The following is a 16,014-nucleotide window of genomic DNA, read 5'->3' as shown; positions in this document are numbered from 1 at the left end:
CTATTTCAGCCGTGATCGTACTTGCCCTTTTGGGGTTTGTGACACTCACCCACGCTCAAACTTCAGCGTCTTCTGATCCCAAGTCTGAACCTAAGTTGGCAGTTATATTGAATTCTGGTGAAGCAACAGTTAGCTTAATTGATATGCCCAGCCGCAAAGTGATTAAGACAGTCCCTGTAGGCAAGGAGCCTCATCACTTGATGATGACACCAGATCAAAAGACCTTGCTCATTGCCAATGCTGCAGGTAATGATGTCGTGCTAATGAATCCCACTACGGGCGAGTTGACTGGTAGGATTCCTGACATTATTGATCCATACCAAATTGGCTATTCGCCAAATAATAAGTGGTTTGTTGCAAACGGTAATCGCCTGGATAGGGTGGACGTATATCACGCACATGGATCGGATCTTAGGCTAGCTAAGTCCATTAAATTGGGTAAGACACCAAGTCATGTGGCATTTACGGCTGATAGCAAGATCGCATTTATCACTCTGCAAGATTCCAATGAATTAGCTGCTATTGATTTAGATTCGCAGACTGTTATTTGGAAAATGACTACCGGTAAAGTTCCTGCTGGTGTTTGGATGACGCCTGGTGATCAATATCTTCTAGTTGGTATTACTGGCGAAGACAATGTTCAGGTAATTGACTGGAAGAATCGTAAAGAAGTGAAGCGAATCTTTACTGGTAAGGGCGCTCATAACTTTCGCCCATTGGGTGATAAAAAACATGTTTTCGTGAGCAACCGTATCGCCTCAACTATCAGCATGATTAATATGCAGACCCTCGAAAAGACTGGAGATATTACTGGCTTGCCTGCGGGTCCTGACGATATGGAAATTACGCCTGACGGTAAAACCATGTGGGTTACTCTGCGTTTCTCCAAAAAAGTAGGGGTCATTGATATTCCATCCATGAAGCTCATGACCGTCATCCCGGTTGGAAGATCTCCGCATGGCGTTTTCTTCACGCCACGTGCTGGCTGGGAGTAATCAGCCGAGATGTATTTGAATAGCAATCTTGCCAGACTAGTAGCGCTAATTTTTTTAGCGACATGTTCTTCGCTTAGCTTTTCTCAAGAAATGCAATGCAAGAAAACAATTTATCTTACTTTCGATACTGGCAACATGTCTGTTGCCGAAACTGTTGCAGATATATTGAATCGTCAAAAAATTAAGGCTACCTTTTTTCTTGCTAATGAAAAAACTAAGCGCGGTGATTTTTCTCTAGATGACTCATGGAAATCCTATTGGCAGGACCGTTTACGTGAAGGCCATCACTTTGGCAGTCATACCTACGACCATGTGTACTTCGTCAAGGATGGCCCCAGTGGAGAGATTTTTGCTAGGCCGCAGTTTGGATCCAAGGCGGGGGTAATGAGCTTATACAACGAAGCGAGCTATTGCCGAGAAATTAGACGCGTTGATGATCGTTTTAAAGAGCTCACTGGAGTCAATATTCAAAAAATCTGGCGGGCACCTGGTGGAAAGACTTCGCCACGTTCTATTAGGATGGGGAATCAATGCGGTTACCAGCATATCGGCTGGAGTCCGGCAGGGTTTTTGGGTGATGAGTTGAGCTCACAGACCCATCCAAATCAAATGCTCTTGGATAAAGCAAGCAAGCAACTGAAAGATGGCGACATCACTATGGCCCATTTAGGCATTTGGTCGCGCCAGGATCCTTGGGCCCCAGCAGTTTTAGAGCAGCTGATTATCAATTTAAAAGCTCGGGGGTTTTGCTTTGCAACTCTGCCAAAACAAGATAAATAAGTCACAATTAGGGATATGGATTTCAATCCTCTGATAGCCGCCATTTCTGCAGCCTACGCCAGCACTCAAGAATTCTTGTTTGCTAATGTTGCTGGGCCAATTTTGTATCAATTCGATCTCATGTCGATGGCTGAGGATGTGTTTGATGGAATCGATTGGTTTTTATTCGGCTGTATTCAGGTCTTACTGATCGCTCTTATTTTGCGTACCTGGGAAAGATTCTCGCCGGCCGAGATCCAGGAACGTTTCGCGAAGGGTTCCAAAGCGGATATTTTTTATACCTTGTTTCATCGCCTAGGTATTTTTCAAGCCTTAGTTTTTCTGACCCTGTCGGGATTCTTCTTTCAAATCGATTCCGTACTCCATGATTTTCGTTTTACTAGGTTGAATGTTGAATCATGGTGGCCACCAGTGACGTCCATACCGGTAGTCAGTTTTTGCATCTACTTTGTATTATTAGATTTTGTTGAGTACTTATATCACCGTGCCTCACATACGTTTAACTGGTGGTGGCAATTACACGCATTGCATCACAGTCAAACCGTTATGACTGCTTGGTCTGATGATCGTAATCACATTCTAGATAGCATTTTGCATGCAGTTGTGTTCTCCTTCTTTGCCTTGCTATTTGGTGTTTCCCCGAGCCAATTTATTTTGCTAGTGGTGTTGAGTCAATTTATTCAGAGTTGGCAGCACGCTAATCTGAAGATTCATCTTGGTGCTTTTAAGTACTTTTTGGTTTCCCCAATGTATCACCGCATGCACCATGCTGTAGGCTACGGTCATGAGGCCAAAGGTAAGCCCGGTGTATTAGGGGGCTGCAATTTTGGTGTCTTATTCCCGTGGTGGGACATGATGTTCAACACGGCCATTTTTCCGAGGGAAGTTCATCCCACTGGCGTTAGGGGTTTGGCTATATCTCCTAATGTAATTGAGCAACAGTGGCAGGGCATTGTTCATTCAGTTCGAGAAATATTTTCCAAGGTAAAGTAAAGCCATCGTTTGGTTTGTTGACAATGGAAATCTATGGATAGCATGCAGCAAGTATTTAAGTCTTTCGGCTTGGCTTTAGTGGGAACAATGCATCCGAGAATGCTGTGGTTAAGTCTGCGCCCATTTTTGATCGTTTCGATTTTATGGGGCAGTTTAATTTGGCTGACCTGGACTCCAGCCCTTGAGATGCTCAGCATCTTTTTAACTACATCTATTTTTACGAGTTGGATTCAGGATGGCCTAATTTGGGCTGGCTTTGAAAATGCTCGCGCTTGGATTGCGCCACTCTTTTTTGTCATGATGCTCATTCCATTAATCTCAATCAGCTTATTGGTGTTCATCGCTTTTACTACCGTACCAACCATCGTAAAGGTGGTAACCCGTCAGCAGGCCTACAAAGATCTTGAGAGAAAGAAGGGCGGCGGTTTATTTGGTAGCTTTTTATATACCCTTTGGTCTGCCTTAATCTGCCTAGCCTTAGTGATGTTGACTTTACCGGTGTGGTGGATTCCGCCACTAGTTGCAGTCTTGCCACCATTGCTATGGGGTTGGCTGACGATGCGCCTGATGTCTTACGATGTATTGGCACAACATGCCACTTCTGAAGAGCGCGATACTCTTTTGCACCAACATCGCTGGCCACTGTTATCCATGGGCATTGCTTCAGGCATGCTAGGTGCTGTTCCTACTTTCTTTTGGGCAACCTCTGCATTAGCCCTGGTCTTGTTTCCTATTGTGAGTTTTATTGCCCTCTGGATTTATTCATTAATCTTCGTGTTTGCAGCGCTGTGGTTTACACACTATTTGCTAGATGCACTAAAAGAATTGCGTAGTAAAGAACTAGATCAATCTTTAAATATAGAAGCGCGTGTAATTGATATGGAGCTCCCCTTCCATGGCTGATGCATCAAATTCAGTTGACATGAATCTGTCAGAGCCTAAGTCACGTCGCTTCGGTTTATTCGTTATTGGTGATGAAATTTTGTCTGGGCGTCGTCAAGATAAACATATGAGCAAGTTGATTGAGCTTCTAAGTGAGCGGGGCTTGAGTTTGTCCTGGGCTAAATATGTAGCGGATGATCCAGAGCAAATTACTGCCACTCTTAAGTATAGTTTTGCCAGTGGCGATGTAGTGTTTAGTACTGGTGGTATTGGCGCCACTCCCGATGACCACACAAGGCAGTGTGCTGCATTGGCACTCGGAACCAACACGGAATTACATCCAACTGCTCAAGAATTAATTGCGGGGCGAATTCAGGTAATGGCTGAGGGCGATCCTATTAAGGCAGACCTCAACACGCCAGAGAATCAACATCGCTTCAAGATGGGCGAGTTCCCGCTTGGCAGTGACATTATTCCGAACCCCTATAACCAGATCCCAGGTTTTTCTATTCGAGAGCACTACTTTGTCCCTGGCTTCCCGGTGATGGCTGCTCCTATGATGGCCTGGTGTCTGGATAACTACTATCAAAACCTTTTCCATCGTGAAAACTGGGCTGAGCAGAGCTTTATCGTTCCTAAGGGCGTAGAGTCAACCTTAACGCCATTAATGGAGCGTATTGAAGCCTCTTTTCCTGGGGTAAAGGTCTTTAGCCTTCCATCGGTTGGTGACCCATCTAAGGGTGGTGTTTACTCTGAACGCCATATTGAATTGGGGATCAAAGGTAATGCAAATCTGCTAGAAAATGCTTGGATTGCCTTACGAGCTGGTACGGAGGCGTTGGGTTACGCAATCCACGATATTTCTAAAGCTGATTAAGCACTATTTTGGTGCAAATACACTATTTTTTCAGGTTTTAGGGGGTATTTCAGCACTTAATTAGTGCAATAATGATCGTTCCCATTTGTTTGCTTCAGTAAATTAGATACATCCCAAGGGCATGTTTGATGCCTGGAATGAACAAGGGTGTACACCTTAAGTTTGTATTCCGAATTTAGTTAATAGAGGAGATTTGCATGACGAAGACCGTCGCTGATGTGATGAAGTTAGTTAAAGAGAAAGAATGTACTTTCGTTGATTTCCGCTTTGTAGATACAAAGGGTAAAGAGCAACACACAACTGTACCTATTTCAGCATTTGACGAAGACAAATTTGAGAGCGGTCATGCATTTGACGGTTCATCTATTGCTGGTTGGAAGGGTATTGAAGCATCTGATATGTTGTTGATGCCAGATCCAACATCTTGCTATATCGACCCATTCTATGAAGAGCCAACATTAGTAATCACATGTGATGTGATCGAGCCTTCAGATGGCAAAGGTTATGACCGTGACCCACGTTCTATCGCTAAGCGCGCTGAGTCCTATTTGAAGAGCACTGGTCTAGGCGATACAGCTTACTTTGGTCCAGAGCCAGAATTCTTTATTTTTGATGGCGTCCGTTGGGGTGCTGATATGCAGGGTTGTTTCGTTAAGGTAGATTCTGAAGAGGCTCCATGGTCTTCAGCTGCTGAAATCGAAGGTGGTAATACTGGGCACCGTCCAGGTAAAAAAGGCGGTTACTTCCCAGTTGCTCCAGTAGATACATTCCAAGACATGCGTTCTGAAATGTGTTTGATCCTTGAATCTTTAGGCATCCCTGTCGAAGTTCATCACCATGAAGTTGCTGGCCAAGGCCAAAACGAATTGGGAACTAAGTTCAGCACATTGGTACAGCGCGCTGACTGGACTATCTGGCAGAAGTATGTTGTTCAAAACGTTGCACATGCTTATGGCAAAACTGCAACCTTCATGCCTAAGCCTATCGTTGGCGACAACGGTTCTGGTATGCACGTTCACCAATCTATTTGGAAGAACGGTGAGAACTTATTTGCGGGTAATGGCTATGCAGGCTTGTCCGAGTTCGCATTGTTCTACATCGGCGGCATCATTAAGCACGCTAAGGCATTGAACGCGATTACTAACCCAGGTACCAACTCATACAAGCGTTTGGTTCCAGGTTTTGAGGCGCCAGTGAAGTTGGCTTACTCTGCGCGCAATCGTTCTGCTTCTATTCGTATTCCACACGTTTCTAGTCCTAAGGGTCGTCGTATTGAGACTCGCTTCCCCGATCCATTGGCCAACCCATACCTCTGCTTCTCAGCATTGATGATGGCAGGTTTGGATGGTGTTCAGAACAAGATTCATCCAGGTGAAGCAGCTGACAAGAACTTGTATGACTTGCCACCAGAAGAAGATGCAAAGATCCCAACCGTTTGTGCAAGCTTAGAAGAAGCATTAGAAGCTTTGAACAAAGACCGTGAGTTCTTGACTCGTGGCGGTGTCTTTACTGATTCTATGATCGACGCATATATCGCTTTGAAGATGGAAGATGTCACACGTTTCCGTATGACGACTCATCCAATCGAATTCGATATGTACTACTCCCTGTAAGCGAAGGAGAAATGTTGAGCGCAGGTCTGTTGCGCAATTCGTTCAAAGGGGCAGCTTCGGCTGCTCCTTTTTTTCCGACATTGCTTGATCAGATGCCCAATGCCATCGTGGTATTTGAGGCTGAGAACCAACAATTGGTTTACGTAAACCCGGCTGCAGAGTCTGCTCTGGACCTTTCGCGTAAATCCCTTGAGGGCCAGTCTGTGCATAACTTGTTTGGTGATAATCAGTCTATCAAGCGCATGATCGAGGAGGTCAAGGCTGGACACGTATCAGCTCAGCGTCAAGAGATGGTCTTGCATTCCTTGCCTGGCAGTATTCATCAGGAGTCGATTCCTGCGCATGTGGTTGTTGCTAGTCTGGAAGATCCAACTCTGATCATGATGGAATGGTTTCCGATTGATCAACAGTTACGTAGTGAGCGTGATGAGCGTGTCACGCAGCAGGTAGAAGCAAACAAACAGTTGATGCGTAACTTAGCGCATGAAATTAAGAATCCTTTGGGTGGTATCCGAGGCGCTGCGCAATTGCTGGAGTTTGAGCTGCCAGAGAAGGGCTTGCGTGAATATACCCAAGTCATTATTAAAGAATCGGACCGCTTACAGAACTTAGTTGATAGATTACTTGCGCCTCATCGTAAGGCGCACGCCATGGAATCATTTAATGTTCATGAAGCTTTAGAGCGTGTACGCAGTCTTGTTTTGGCGGAATTTCCCAAGGGTCTGCGTATTGTTCGTAATTACGACACCAGCCTTCCTGAAGTTCTGGGTGATCGCGAGCAGCTCATTCAGGCCGTTCTCAATATTGCCCATAACGCTGCACAAGCACTTTCAGAAGAAATTGCCCAAGGTGTTGCTCAAATTGAACTGAAGACAAGGGTTGCCCGTTCAGTCACTATCTCTAAGCAACGATACAAAATGGCTATGGACTTGCACGTTATTGATAACGGACCTGGTATTCCAGAGGATATCCGAGAGCGTATTTTCTTTCCATTAGTTTCTGGCAGAGATGGTGGTAGCGGTCTTGGCCTCACTCTCGCACAAACTTTTGTTCAACAGCACCAAGGCTTCATAGCCTGTGACAGTCGTCCTGGACGGACCGACTTCCATATTCAAATTCCTTACCGTAGGCAGGAGAAAGCATTATGAAACCCGTTTGGATCGTGGACGATGACCAATCTATTCGTTGGGTGCTAGAGAAGGCCCTGACTCGCGAGAATATTCCTCATAAGAGCTTTTCTAATCCCAATGATGTGCTTGATGCATTGGAGAAGGAAGCTCCACAAGTACTCATTTCTGATATTCGGATGCCCCGTGGTAATGGATTAGATCTTTTGCAAAACGTAAAAGAGAGTCACCCCATGCTACCGGTCATCATCATGACTGCATACTCAGATTTAGATTCGGCAGTCTCGTCTTTTCAGGGCGGTGCATTTGAGTACCTCACCAAGCCATTTGATATTGATAAGGCTGTAGAGTTGATTCGGCGTGCAATGGAGCAAAGTGAGCGCAATCAATCAGGTAATAAAGAGATGAATGGCTGGAGACAAGACTCAACTGAAATTATTGGTCAAGCTCCTGCAATGCAAGAAGTCTTCAGAGCGATTGGTCGCTTGGCTCAGTCGCACTCTACCGTTTTAATTACTGGTGAATCCGGTACTGGTAAAGAATTGGTTGCGCAGGCTTTACATAAGCATAGCCCTCGCGCCAAAGGCCCATTTATTGCCTTTAGTACGGCCGCAGTACCCAAGGATTTATTGGAGTCTGAATTATTCGGTCATGAGCGCGGTGCTTTTCCTGGAGCCTTGACCTTGCGTCGTGGTCGTTTTGAGCAGGCCGACGGTGGCACTTTATTTTTGGATGAGATTGGCGATATTCCTTTTGATCTTCAAACTCGCTTATTACGCGCATTAACCGATGGTCATTTCTATCGAGTTGGTGGACAAGATCCCATCAAAGCCAACGTGAGAATCATTGCATCAACCCATCAAAATCTTGAGGCTCGAGTTGCTGCTGGTGCTTTCCGTGAAGATTTATTGCATCGCCTCAATGTGATTCGTTTAAGGATGCCAGCCTTACGTGAGCGCGCGGAAGATATTCCAGTTCTGGCAAGGCATTTTATGTTGTCCTGTGCCAAGTCTCTTGGTGTTGAAGTTAAAAAGCTGTCAGATGATGTCTTAAAAGAAATTAGTGTTATGCCATTTCCTGGTAATGTGCGCCAACTAGAAAATCTTTGTCATTGGCTCACAGTAATGACGCCGTCTAATGTTATTGGAGTAAGTGATTTACCTGCTGATATTTTGGCAGAGGCGGGTGAGCAGCCAGTCATCTTGCAAGGTGAATCTAACCCTGCGGCACAAGTGGCGAGCAGAGTTGGCTCAGCGGACTGGGAGGGCGGATTAGGCCGTTTGGCAGTCAAAATGCTACAGGATGGAGATTCAGAGGTATACGACGTACTGTGTTCCAAGTTTGAAAAAGCAGTATTGCAGGCAGCTCTTGAAGTAACTCGCGGAAGACGCGTCGAAGCCGCCCAACGCCTTGGAATTGGCCGCAATACGATCACGCGTAAATTACAGGAGCTGGGTATCGATGGCTGAGTCTGTGAGGATTGCCGCGTGGAATGTCAACTCACTGAAGGTGCGTTTACCTCATGTTTTGAAATGGCTGCAGGATCAAGAGAAGGCGAAAAAGCCGATTGATGCACTGTGCCTTCAGGAGCTTAAGCTCACTGATGATAAGTATCCACATCAAGAGCTTGAAGAGGCGGGGTACCTTAGTATTGCCGCTGGTCAAAAGACTTATAACGGTGTTGCTATCATCGTTCGTAAAGCCGCATTAGCCTCGATTGCAAGTAATCATGAGACGACATTTTTAAAGCCAATACGAAATATCCCTGGCAACACGGATGAACAGCAGCGTATTTTGGCGGCTACAGTTTGCTTTAAAGGAATGCAGCCTATTCGTTTGGTATCAGCTTATTTCCCTAATGGTCAATCACCCGATAGCGATAAGTTTGTCTACAAATTAGCTTGGCTCAAAGCCTTAGAAAATTGGTTAAGTGAAGAGTTGGCCCAAAATAGTCGCTTAGCACTCTTAGGTGATTTCAACATCGCGCCTACGGATTCTGATGTACATGATCCCGCTAAGTGGATTGGTCAAAATCTCGTTTCTCCACCAGAAAGAGAGGCGTTTCAGCAGCTACTTAATCTAGGGCTTACCGATTCTTATCGGATGTTTGAACAAGCGCCTAAATCCTTTAGCTGGTGGGATTACCGCATGATGGGTTTCAGAAGAAATGCAGGAATGCGGATTGATCACATTCTATTAAGCGAGGCTCTCAAAGAAAAATGCACACTAAGCATTATCGATAAGGAGCCTCGTACTTGGGAGCAACCTTCAGATCATGCTCCCGTCATAGCTGAAATTACGGTCTAAACCGAATCTTATTGAGTAACTAAGCCGCCGTGTCTCAGTAGCGCATCAATACTCGGTTCTCTGCCTCTAAAGGCTTTGAATGAATCCGCTGCCGAACGACTGCCGCCTACCTCTAAGATCTCTTTGCGATAACGAGCGCCGGTTTTTTCATCTAGCACACTACCAGTGAGTTTTGCTGCTTCTTCAAAAGCAGAGTACACATCCGCAGAAAGTACTTCAGCCCATTTATAGCTGTAATAGCCTGCTGCGTAACCTCCTGCAAAAATATGGCTAAAGGTATTGATCCATCGGGAGATGGCTGGTTGTGGAATAACATTGAATTCATCGGCAATGCTTTTAGATAGATCCAGTACGGCCTGTCCTTTTGCTTTTTCAACATCAAAATTAGCGTGCAGACGCCAGTCGGTTAGAGACATCACCACCTGACGCAATGTCATATAACCATTTTGGAAATTCTTGGCTGCTAGAATCTTTTCATAGAGTTCTCTGGGGAGTGGTTTTCCAGTCTCTGCATGTGCGGTCATCTTCTCTAAGACTTCCCATTCCCAGCAGAAATTTTCCATAAACTGGCTTGGCAACTCCACCGCATCCCATTCAACACCATTAATGCCAGATACGCCCAGGGCGCTTACCTGAGTTAAGAGGTGGTGCATGCCATGACCACTCTCGTGGAATAGGGTGATGACATCATCATGAGTAATAGTGGGTTGACGCAGTACCCCATCCACTTTTACTGGCGGGGCAAAGTTGCAAACCAAATACGCTACTGGCACTTGAATCTCACCATTAGGTAATTCTCTGCGGCCACGCGCATCATCCATCCAGGCGCCACCGCGTTTACCAGGGCGAGCATATGGGTCTAGATAGAAGTAGGCTACAACTTGGCCTTCAGTATTTTTCACTGCGAAGGACTGAACATCCGCATGCCATGTTGGTAGATTGGCGCTCTCGATATTCACGCCAAACAAAGTCTGAATTACTTGAAAGAGCCCATCTAGCACTTTGGGCAGCGGGAAGTATTGCTTGAGCTCGTTCTCGGAAAATGAGTAGCGCTCTTGTTTAAGTCTTTCAGAGGCAAAAGCAATATCCCATGGCTCTAATCCATCAATAGCCAATTCAGTTTTAGCAAAGTCAGAAAGCTCTTGCCAATCTTTCTGTGCAAATGGTTTTGCTTTATGTGCAAAGGTAGTTAGAAAAGTATCTACCTCACTGACGCTACTAGCCATTTTGGGGGCTAAACTCAGGGCAGCATAGTTTTCAAATCCCAGCATGCGTGCTTCTTCATCACGCAATTTGAGTTGCTCCAACATATTTGCAGTGTTATCCCAATCTAGCTTCCCTTTTGAATATTGGGGGGCTAATTCCGAAGCTCGTGTGACGTAAGCCTCATACATCAAGCGACGGAGTGGGCGATTCTCTGAATACTGCATGACTGGGTAGTAGGAGGGGAAGTGGAGGGTAAAAGCCCAACCTTGCAAACCTTTTTGTTGTGCTGTATCTGCAGCTGCAGCAATAGCATCTTCAGGCAATCCAGCTAACTCAGATTTGTCTGTAACGAGATGGACAAAGCTATCAGTCGCATCTAAAACATGGTCGGAAAATGCTTTTCCTAACAATGCTTGCTCATCCTGAATTTGAGAAAAGCGAGGCTTATCAGCATCACTGAGTTCGGCGCCACCAAGACGAAAATCCCTTAAAGAATTTTCAATCACTTTTTTCTGTGAAGCACTCAAATTGGCATAGTCAGCACTTTGACTAAGCTCTTTGAATCTTTGGTAAAGCGCTAGGTTTTGGCCTAGGCTGGAGAAGAACGCAGTCACCTTGGGGATCATCTCACCATAAGCTGCTCTCAGTTCTGGGGTGTCTGCAACACTATTGAGGTGCGAAATTACCCCCCAAGATCTGCTGAGGGATTCGGTAGCATCTTCGAGGGGTTCAAGAAGTTCGTTCCAACTTGCTGGAGTCTTTGGGTCGATTGCTAGAGCTACTGCTTTTTCCGCCTGTGCCAGTAGAAAATCTATCGCAGGTTTAATGTCAGATGACTTGACCTGAGAGTAGTCGCAAATACCGCGACCGAATGAAATGAGTGGATTTTGTTGTAGGTCAGCAGAAGCTTGTAGAGGGGTAGATGTAGTCATCCCTCTAGCTTAATGGACTGTGAGCAATTTTGCCAAAAGTCCCAGTCAATTCCCTAGCGTTTTGCTGCCTTTTCCGCCGCTTCTAAGGTATTCATGAGTAGCATGGTGATAGTCATTGGGCCGACGCCACCAGGTACAGGCGTGATCCAGCCAGCAACATACTGGGCTGCATCAAAATCGACATCACCACAAAGCTTGCCATCAGGCATCCGATTGATACCTACATCGATTACAACTGCGCCGTTTTTCACCATATCGCCCGTAATCATTTTGGGTTTACCGGTGGCAACTACCAAGATGTCAGCATCTTTGGTGTGGTGCGCCAGGTCACGCGTTTTGCTATTACAAATCGTGACTGTAGCTCCCGCTTGTAGCAAGAGCATCGCCATCGGCTTGCCAACAATATTGGAGGCGCCCACGATCACTGCACGTGCTCCGCGGATTGGGTATTCAATACTTTCGAGAATCTTCATGCAGCCATAAGGCGTACATGGCTTGAATTCAGGTTGGCCCACCATTAAGGCGCCAGCATTCGCCACGTGAAAACCATCCACATCTTTTTCTGGGGCGATGGCTTCAAGAACGCGTTCCGCTGCAATATGTTCTGGCAAAGGAAGTTGAACCAAGATTCCATGAATTGAAGGGTCAGCATTGAGGGTGGTAATGCGAGCTAGTAATTCTTCCTCGCCCAAATCAGCTGAATATCGCTCAAGCACAGAATGAAAGCCAACATCTTCGCAGGCCTTTACTTTATTGCGGACATAAACTTGGCTTGCTGGAATTTCTCCAACAACAATGACTGCTAAGCCTGGCCTAATGCCTTTGGCAGTGACGATTGCGCCACGGGCAGCAATTTCAGTACGAAGTTTTTTAGATAAGGCAACGCCATCAAGTAACTGTGCAGGCATAAGAAATTAATTAGGTTGTGGGTCTGATAGCGCTAAGCGGAGTAAGTCTGCAACGGTATTCACATTGAGCTTTTCCATAATATTGGCGCGATGTGCCTCAACAGTTTTGATGGAGATACTAAGATCATCTGCAATCTGTTTGTTCAAGCGACCAGCCACGATACGTTCGAGAACTTGGCGCTCACGCCCAGTAAGCTTACTTAAGAGGCTCTGAGTGATTTTGCGTTGGCTTGCTTGAGAATAATCAACACGTGCTTTTGCAAGCATACGATCTACCAAGCCGCAGAGATCGTTTTCTTTAAAAGGCTTTTCAATAAAATCGACTGCGCCACGTTTCATTGTTGAAACTGCCATGGAGACATCGCCATGACCAGTGATAAATGCAACTGGCATTGGTAGATTTTCGCTAATTAAACGTTCTTGTAATTCAAGACCTGACATGCCTGACATTCGAACATCTAAAATGGCGCAAGAGATCGTGGATCTATCTGTGCTTTGAAGTGACTGCAAGAATCGCTCAGCGCTTGCATGGCAGCGTACAACATACCCATTACTTTCTAGTAGCCAGGTGAGGGAGTCACGAACTGCCTCATCGTCATCTACAACATAAACCACTTCAGCTTGGTTAGGTTTGGTAGCAGCACTGATATTCATATTAGCTCTCACAGATAAATCTAAAAATACATAAATTAACTACTGACCATTGAGCCCGGAGACTCTAGCGGTAATAGTATTGTAAAGGTGCAGCCCGATAGCTTTGTTTGTTCTGCATCCATCTGATTTTTTGCCCAAAGTCGACCCTGGTGGGACTCGATCACAGACCGGCAAATATTGAGACCCATGCCCATTCCATCGTTTTTAGTGCTAAAAAAGGGCTCAAACATCCGTTCGATAACGGAATCAGCGATCCCGGCGCCCGTATCAGTCACTTGGATGCGTAGCATTGCAGGAAAAGTGCTGGTATCTAGGTCGGCCGAAATTTTGACTGGAGGGGCAGACCAACGAGATGAGAGGGGGTAAACCTCTCGCATACTATCTAGTGAATTCTTAAGAAGATTTACTAAAACCTGCAAAATTAACACCGGATCTACATCCACCGTTGGGATATTTTCAGCAATTTGCGTAGCAATGTTCAGGCGGTGTCGATGGGCTTCGATCTCCACTAAGCCAACCGCATCATTAATAATTTCACTGATGTCACAAGATTTTCGTTGTGGTTCGCTGCGCTTCACAAAACCTTTAATGCGCTGAATGATGGTTCCAGCCCTATGTGCTTGGTCAGAGGCTTTTTCTAGTGCAGGCAGAATATCTTTTTGCAGGGCAGGCTCGAGTTGCCCTTGCAAACGTTTAGCTACACCCATGCAGTAGTTAGAGATTGCAGCGAGCGGTTGATTTAATTCATGAGCAAGTGATGATGCCATTTCGCCCATAGTCGTTAAGCGGCTTGAGAATTGCATACGCTCTTCTTGTTGTCGAGCTAAATCTTCCGCTTCAATACGAATCGTAATATCTGTTGCAATCAATAGTTGCGCTAACTGACCATCAACCCACGGTACAAAACGTCTACGTACTTCATACCACTTTGAAGTTCCAGTGCTTGGATCCAGCAATTGAATTTCTTCTGACTCTGTTTCTTGATGCAGGGACGAGGGCGAATTGGCTTCAATAGAAGCTTGAAATATTTTTTGTTTGATATCGCCGCCGGCTAAATCACAATGGCCTTGAGCAGAGCTGCCAAAGCGTTCCCGATAGAAGCGATTAGCAAACAATAATTCACCCGTTTCATTGGAGACTACCGAAACAGAAGCATCCAAACCTTCTAAAACGGTAATGAATCGCTCTTGAGAAGCAGCCAATTCTTCACGAATTTTCTTTGGCTCAGAAATATCAATTAATGAAGTGATCCAACCTGTCTGCTTACCTTTTTCATCAATTAGCGGAGCAATAAAGGTGCGGGTCTGGATGATTGAACCATTGCGGTGGAGTATTGAGCCCTCAACACCAATCTTCTTATCTTGATTGAGTGTCAACTGGAGAGCCTGATTCATTTTTTTGGTGAGCTCTTCTTTTTGGTCTTCGGGCCAGAATGCAAAAGGGGGGCAAAGTCCTATTAGCTCTTCTGCTGACCAACCAGTCATCTCGCAAAAAGCAGGGTTGACATAGGTGATCGCCCGATTCATATCATGTGCACGAATACCAACGGGCGTAGAGTTTTCCATCGCACTACGAAAATTCGTCTCAGCCCGAAGATTGGCTTCTACTTCTTGCCGAACTTGCATTTGTTTCAAAACAGACCATAAACTCCAAATCACGAAAGCACTTAAACCCAGAACAACGCCTATCAACATCCTGAACGTTAAATTGGTTTCTGGAGGGTAGGTATCGATTCTGAGACTAAGATTTGGGCTTAAGACGCCAATATCCAAACTGGTTTGATTGCTAAATGCTCGCTTCGGGGTATTTTTATCAGATGAGATTGCCAAGACCTGATCATCATCTGTAATTAGAGTGAATCGATATTGGGCTTTGAGTTCCCCTGGGATCATTTCTAGTATCCCTTGGGTTGTATACAGGGCGGCAACCATGCCTTTAATCTCGTTACCAGAAAGTAGAGGTACTGTTTGCCAAAACACATTGCGAATTTCTTTGGAGATTACCTCATTGCTTGGAACTTCAAGAGAGATGAAATTACTAAAGGCTGGCCTATTGGTAGCGGCACTAAGCTCAAGCGTTTTCTGCAATGTCTTGTTGATGACATTTGCATTATTCACTTTGTTAAACCAATCGGTTTTTAAGTTATGAGGTGGAACTTTCCACTGGCTCTGGTATGTTTCGTTAAACCAGACAATTTTTGCAATCTCATGATTGCTTTGCAGAAGATTCTCCGCCTGAATAATCACGTTATCTTTTAACTTTGCGGAATCTCCGGCGCTGACATAATCCCGCCCAATGGATTGCAATACGTCGGTATTGTTTGCAAAACGTAATTGAATGCGCTGCTTCGCAAAAGAGAGCTCTCTAAATAGTGCCGCTTCTTGCTGACTTTTTTCCTGCAGCTGAAGCGTGCCCATGATGACACCCATCACCACGGTAAACAGCACAATCGCGATTAATGGTGTGTAGACAAGCTTAAATCCCCGTATTCGACGGATCCACCTCACAGGCTTGAGTTGCCATATTGAAAATGCGATTTTTTTCATGTAATAGGGCTATTTTGCCTTACTGCTAGCCTTTTTCATGCTTTAAAGCGTTTTTGCTTGTTTCGATTGCATTGCAACAAAATATCACATAGTGATAAATATTATCATTATGTGGAAAATTGCTTGTTTACACCCATGGACCTTCCTAGAATGTTGCCTATAGAGTGAATAAATCAGACCGATGTGACTAATGG

At 45.2% G+C, this 16,014-nt stretch carries 13 protein-coding genes; 9 read left to right on the top strand and 4 right to left on the bottom strand.

The features are described 5' to 3' along the window. The first annotated feature begins 2 nt into the window (after positions 1-2). The 9 genes from GQ359_RS05395 to xth all read left to right on the top strand — a co-directional run bounded on the left by GQ359_RS05395 (position 3) and on the right by xth (position 9,574). Entirely contained in the window at positions 3-995 is a 993-nt protein-coding gene (locus tag GQ359_RS05395; protein ID WP_371822469.1) for a cytochrome D1 domain-containing protein, read from the top strand. 9 nt (positions 996-1,004) lie between these two features. After that, complete coding sequence (locus GQ359_RS05390) at positions 1,005-1,775, top strand: polysaccharide deacetylase family protein (RefSeq protein ID WP_371822399.1); 771 nt, start codon at positions 1,005-1,007, stop codon at positions 1,773-1,775. A 15-nt stretch (positions 1,776-1,790) separates the two neighbouring features. Then, the gene (locus tag GQ359_RS05385) at positions 1,791-2,768 is read left to right on the top strand and encodes a sterol desaturase family protein (protein ID WP_215385752.1); all 978 of its coding nucleotides are present in this window, start codon (positions 1,791-1,793) and stop codon (positions 2,766-2,768) included. Between the two features lie 42 nt (positions 2,769-2,810). Next, entirely contained in the window at positions 2,811-3,671 is an 861-nt protein-coding gene (locus tag GQ359_RS05380) for an EI24 domain-containing protein (protein WP_251367833.1), read from the top strand. Beyond that, a complete protein-coding gene (locus GQ359_RS05375; protein ID WP_251367832.1) occupies positions 3,664-4,527 on the top strand; it encodes a molybdopterin-binding protein in 864 nt (287 codons plus the stop codon). Before GQ359_RS05380 ends, GQ359_RS05375 begins: the two co-directional genes overlap by 8 nt. Before the next feature lie 197 nt (positions 4,528-4,724). Then, positions 4,725-6,140 (top strand): type I glutamate--ammonia ligase, encoded by a 1,416-nt coding sequence (gene glnA, locus GQ359_RS05370; RefSeq protein ID WP_215300941.1) that lies wholly within the window; start codon positions 4,725-4,727, stop codon positions 6,138-6,140. Positions 6,141-6,151: 11 nt separating this feature from the next. Beyond that, positions 6,152-7,288: a nitrogen regulation protein NR(II) gene (gene glnL / locus GQ359_RS05365; protein ID WP_215385750.1), complete on the top strand. Its 1,137-nt coding sequence runs from the start codon at positions 6,152-6,154 to the stop codon at positions 7,286-7,288. Next, the gene (gene ntrC, locus GQ359_RS05360; protein WP_215385749.1) at positions 7,285-8,736 is read left to right on the top strand and encodes a nitrogen regulation protein NR(I); all 1,452 of its coding nucleotides are present in this window, start codon (positions 7,285-7,287) and stop codon (positions 8,734-8,736) included. Before glnL ends, ntrC begins: the two co-directional genes overlap by 4 nt. Further along, entirely contained in the window at positions 8,729-9,574 is an 846-nt protein-coding gene (gene xth, locus GQ359_RS05355; protein ID WP_215385748.1) for an exodeoxyribonuclease III, read from the top strand. Before ntrC ends, xth begins: the two co-directional genes overlap by 8 nt. Positions 9,575-9,582: 8 nt before the next feature. On the opposite strand, the gene GQ359_RS05350 is transcribed toward xth, so the two are convergent. The 4 genes from GQ359_RS05350 to GQ359_RS05335 are packed head-to-tail and all read right to left on the bottom strand — an operon-like array spanning position 9,583 to position 15,820. Continuing rightward, entirely contained in the window at positions 9,583-11,712 is a 2,130-nt protein-coding gene (locus GQ359_RS05350; RefSeq protein ID WP_215385747.1) for a M3 family metallopeptidase, read from the bottom strand. A 53-nt stretch (positions 11,713-11,765) separates the two neighbouring features. Continuing rightward, positions 11,766-12,620, bottom strand: coding sequence for a bifunctional methylenetetrahydrofolate dehydrogenase/methenyltetrahydrofolate cyclohydrolase FolD (folD, locus tag GQ359_RS05345; RefSeq protein WP_215385746.1), 855 nt, complete (start codon positions 12,618-12,620; stop codon positions 11,766-11,768). Positions 12,621-12,626: 6 nt separating this feature from the next. Next, complete coding sequence (locus GQ359_RS05340; protein ID WP_215385745.1) at positions 12,627-13,274, bottom strand: response regulator transcription factor; 648 nt, start codon at positions 13,272-13,274, stop codon at positions 12,627-12,629. 35 nt (positions 13,275-13,309) lie between these two features. Then, a complete protein-coding gene (locus GQ359_RS05335; RefSeq protein ID WP_215385744.1) occupies positions 13,310-15,820 on the bottom strand; it encodes a PAS domain S-box protein in 2,511 nt (836 codons plus the stop codon). Between the last annotated feature and the right edge of the window lie 194 nt (positions 15,821-16,014).

This window comes from Polynucleobacter sp. AM-7D1, assembly GCF_018688455.1.
Classification (GTDB): Bacteria; Pseudomonadota; Gammaproteobacteria; order Burkholderiales; family Burkholderiaceae; genus Polynucleobacter.
The sequence above is the reverse complement of the archived record's forward strand: the minus strand, read 5'-3'. Positions and strand labels throughout refer to the sequence as shown.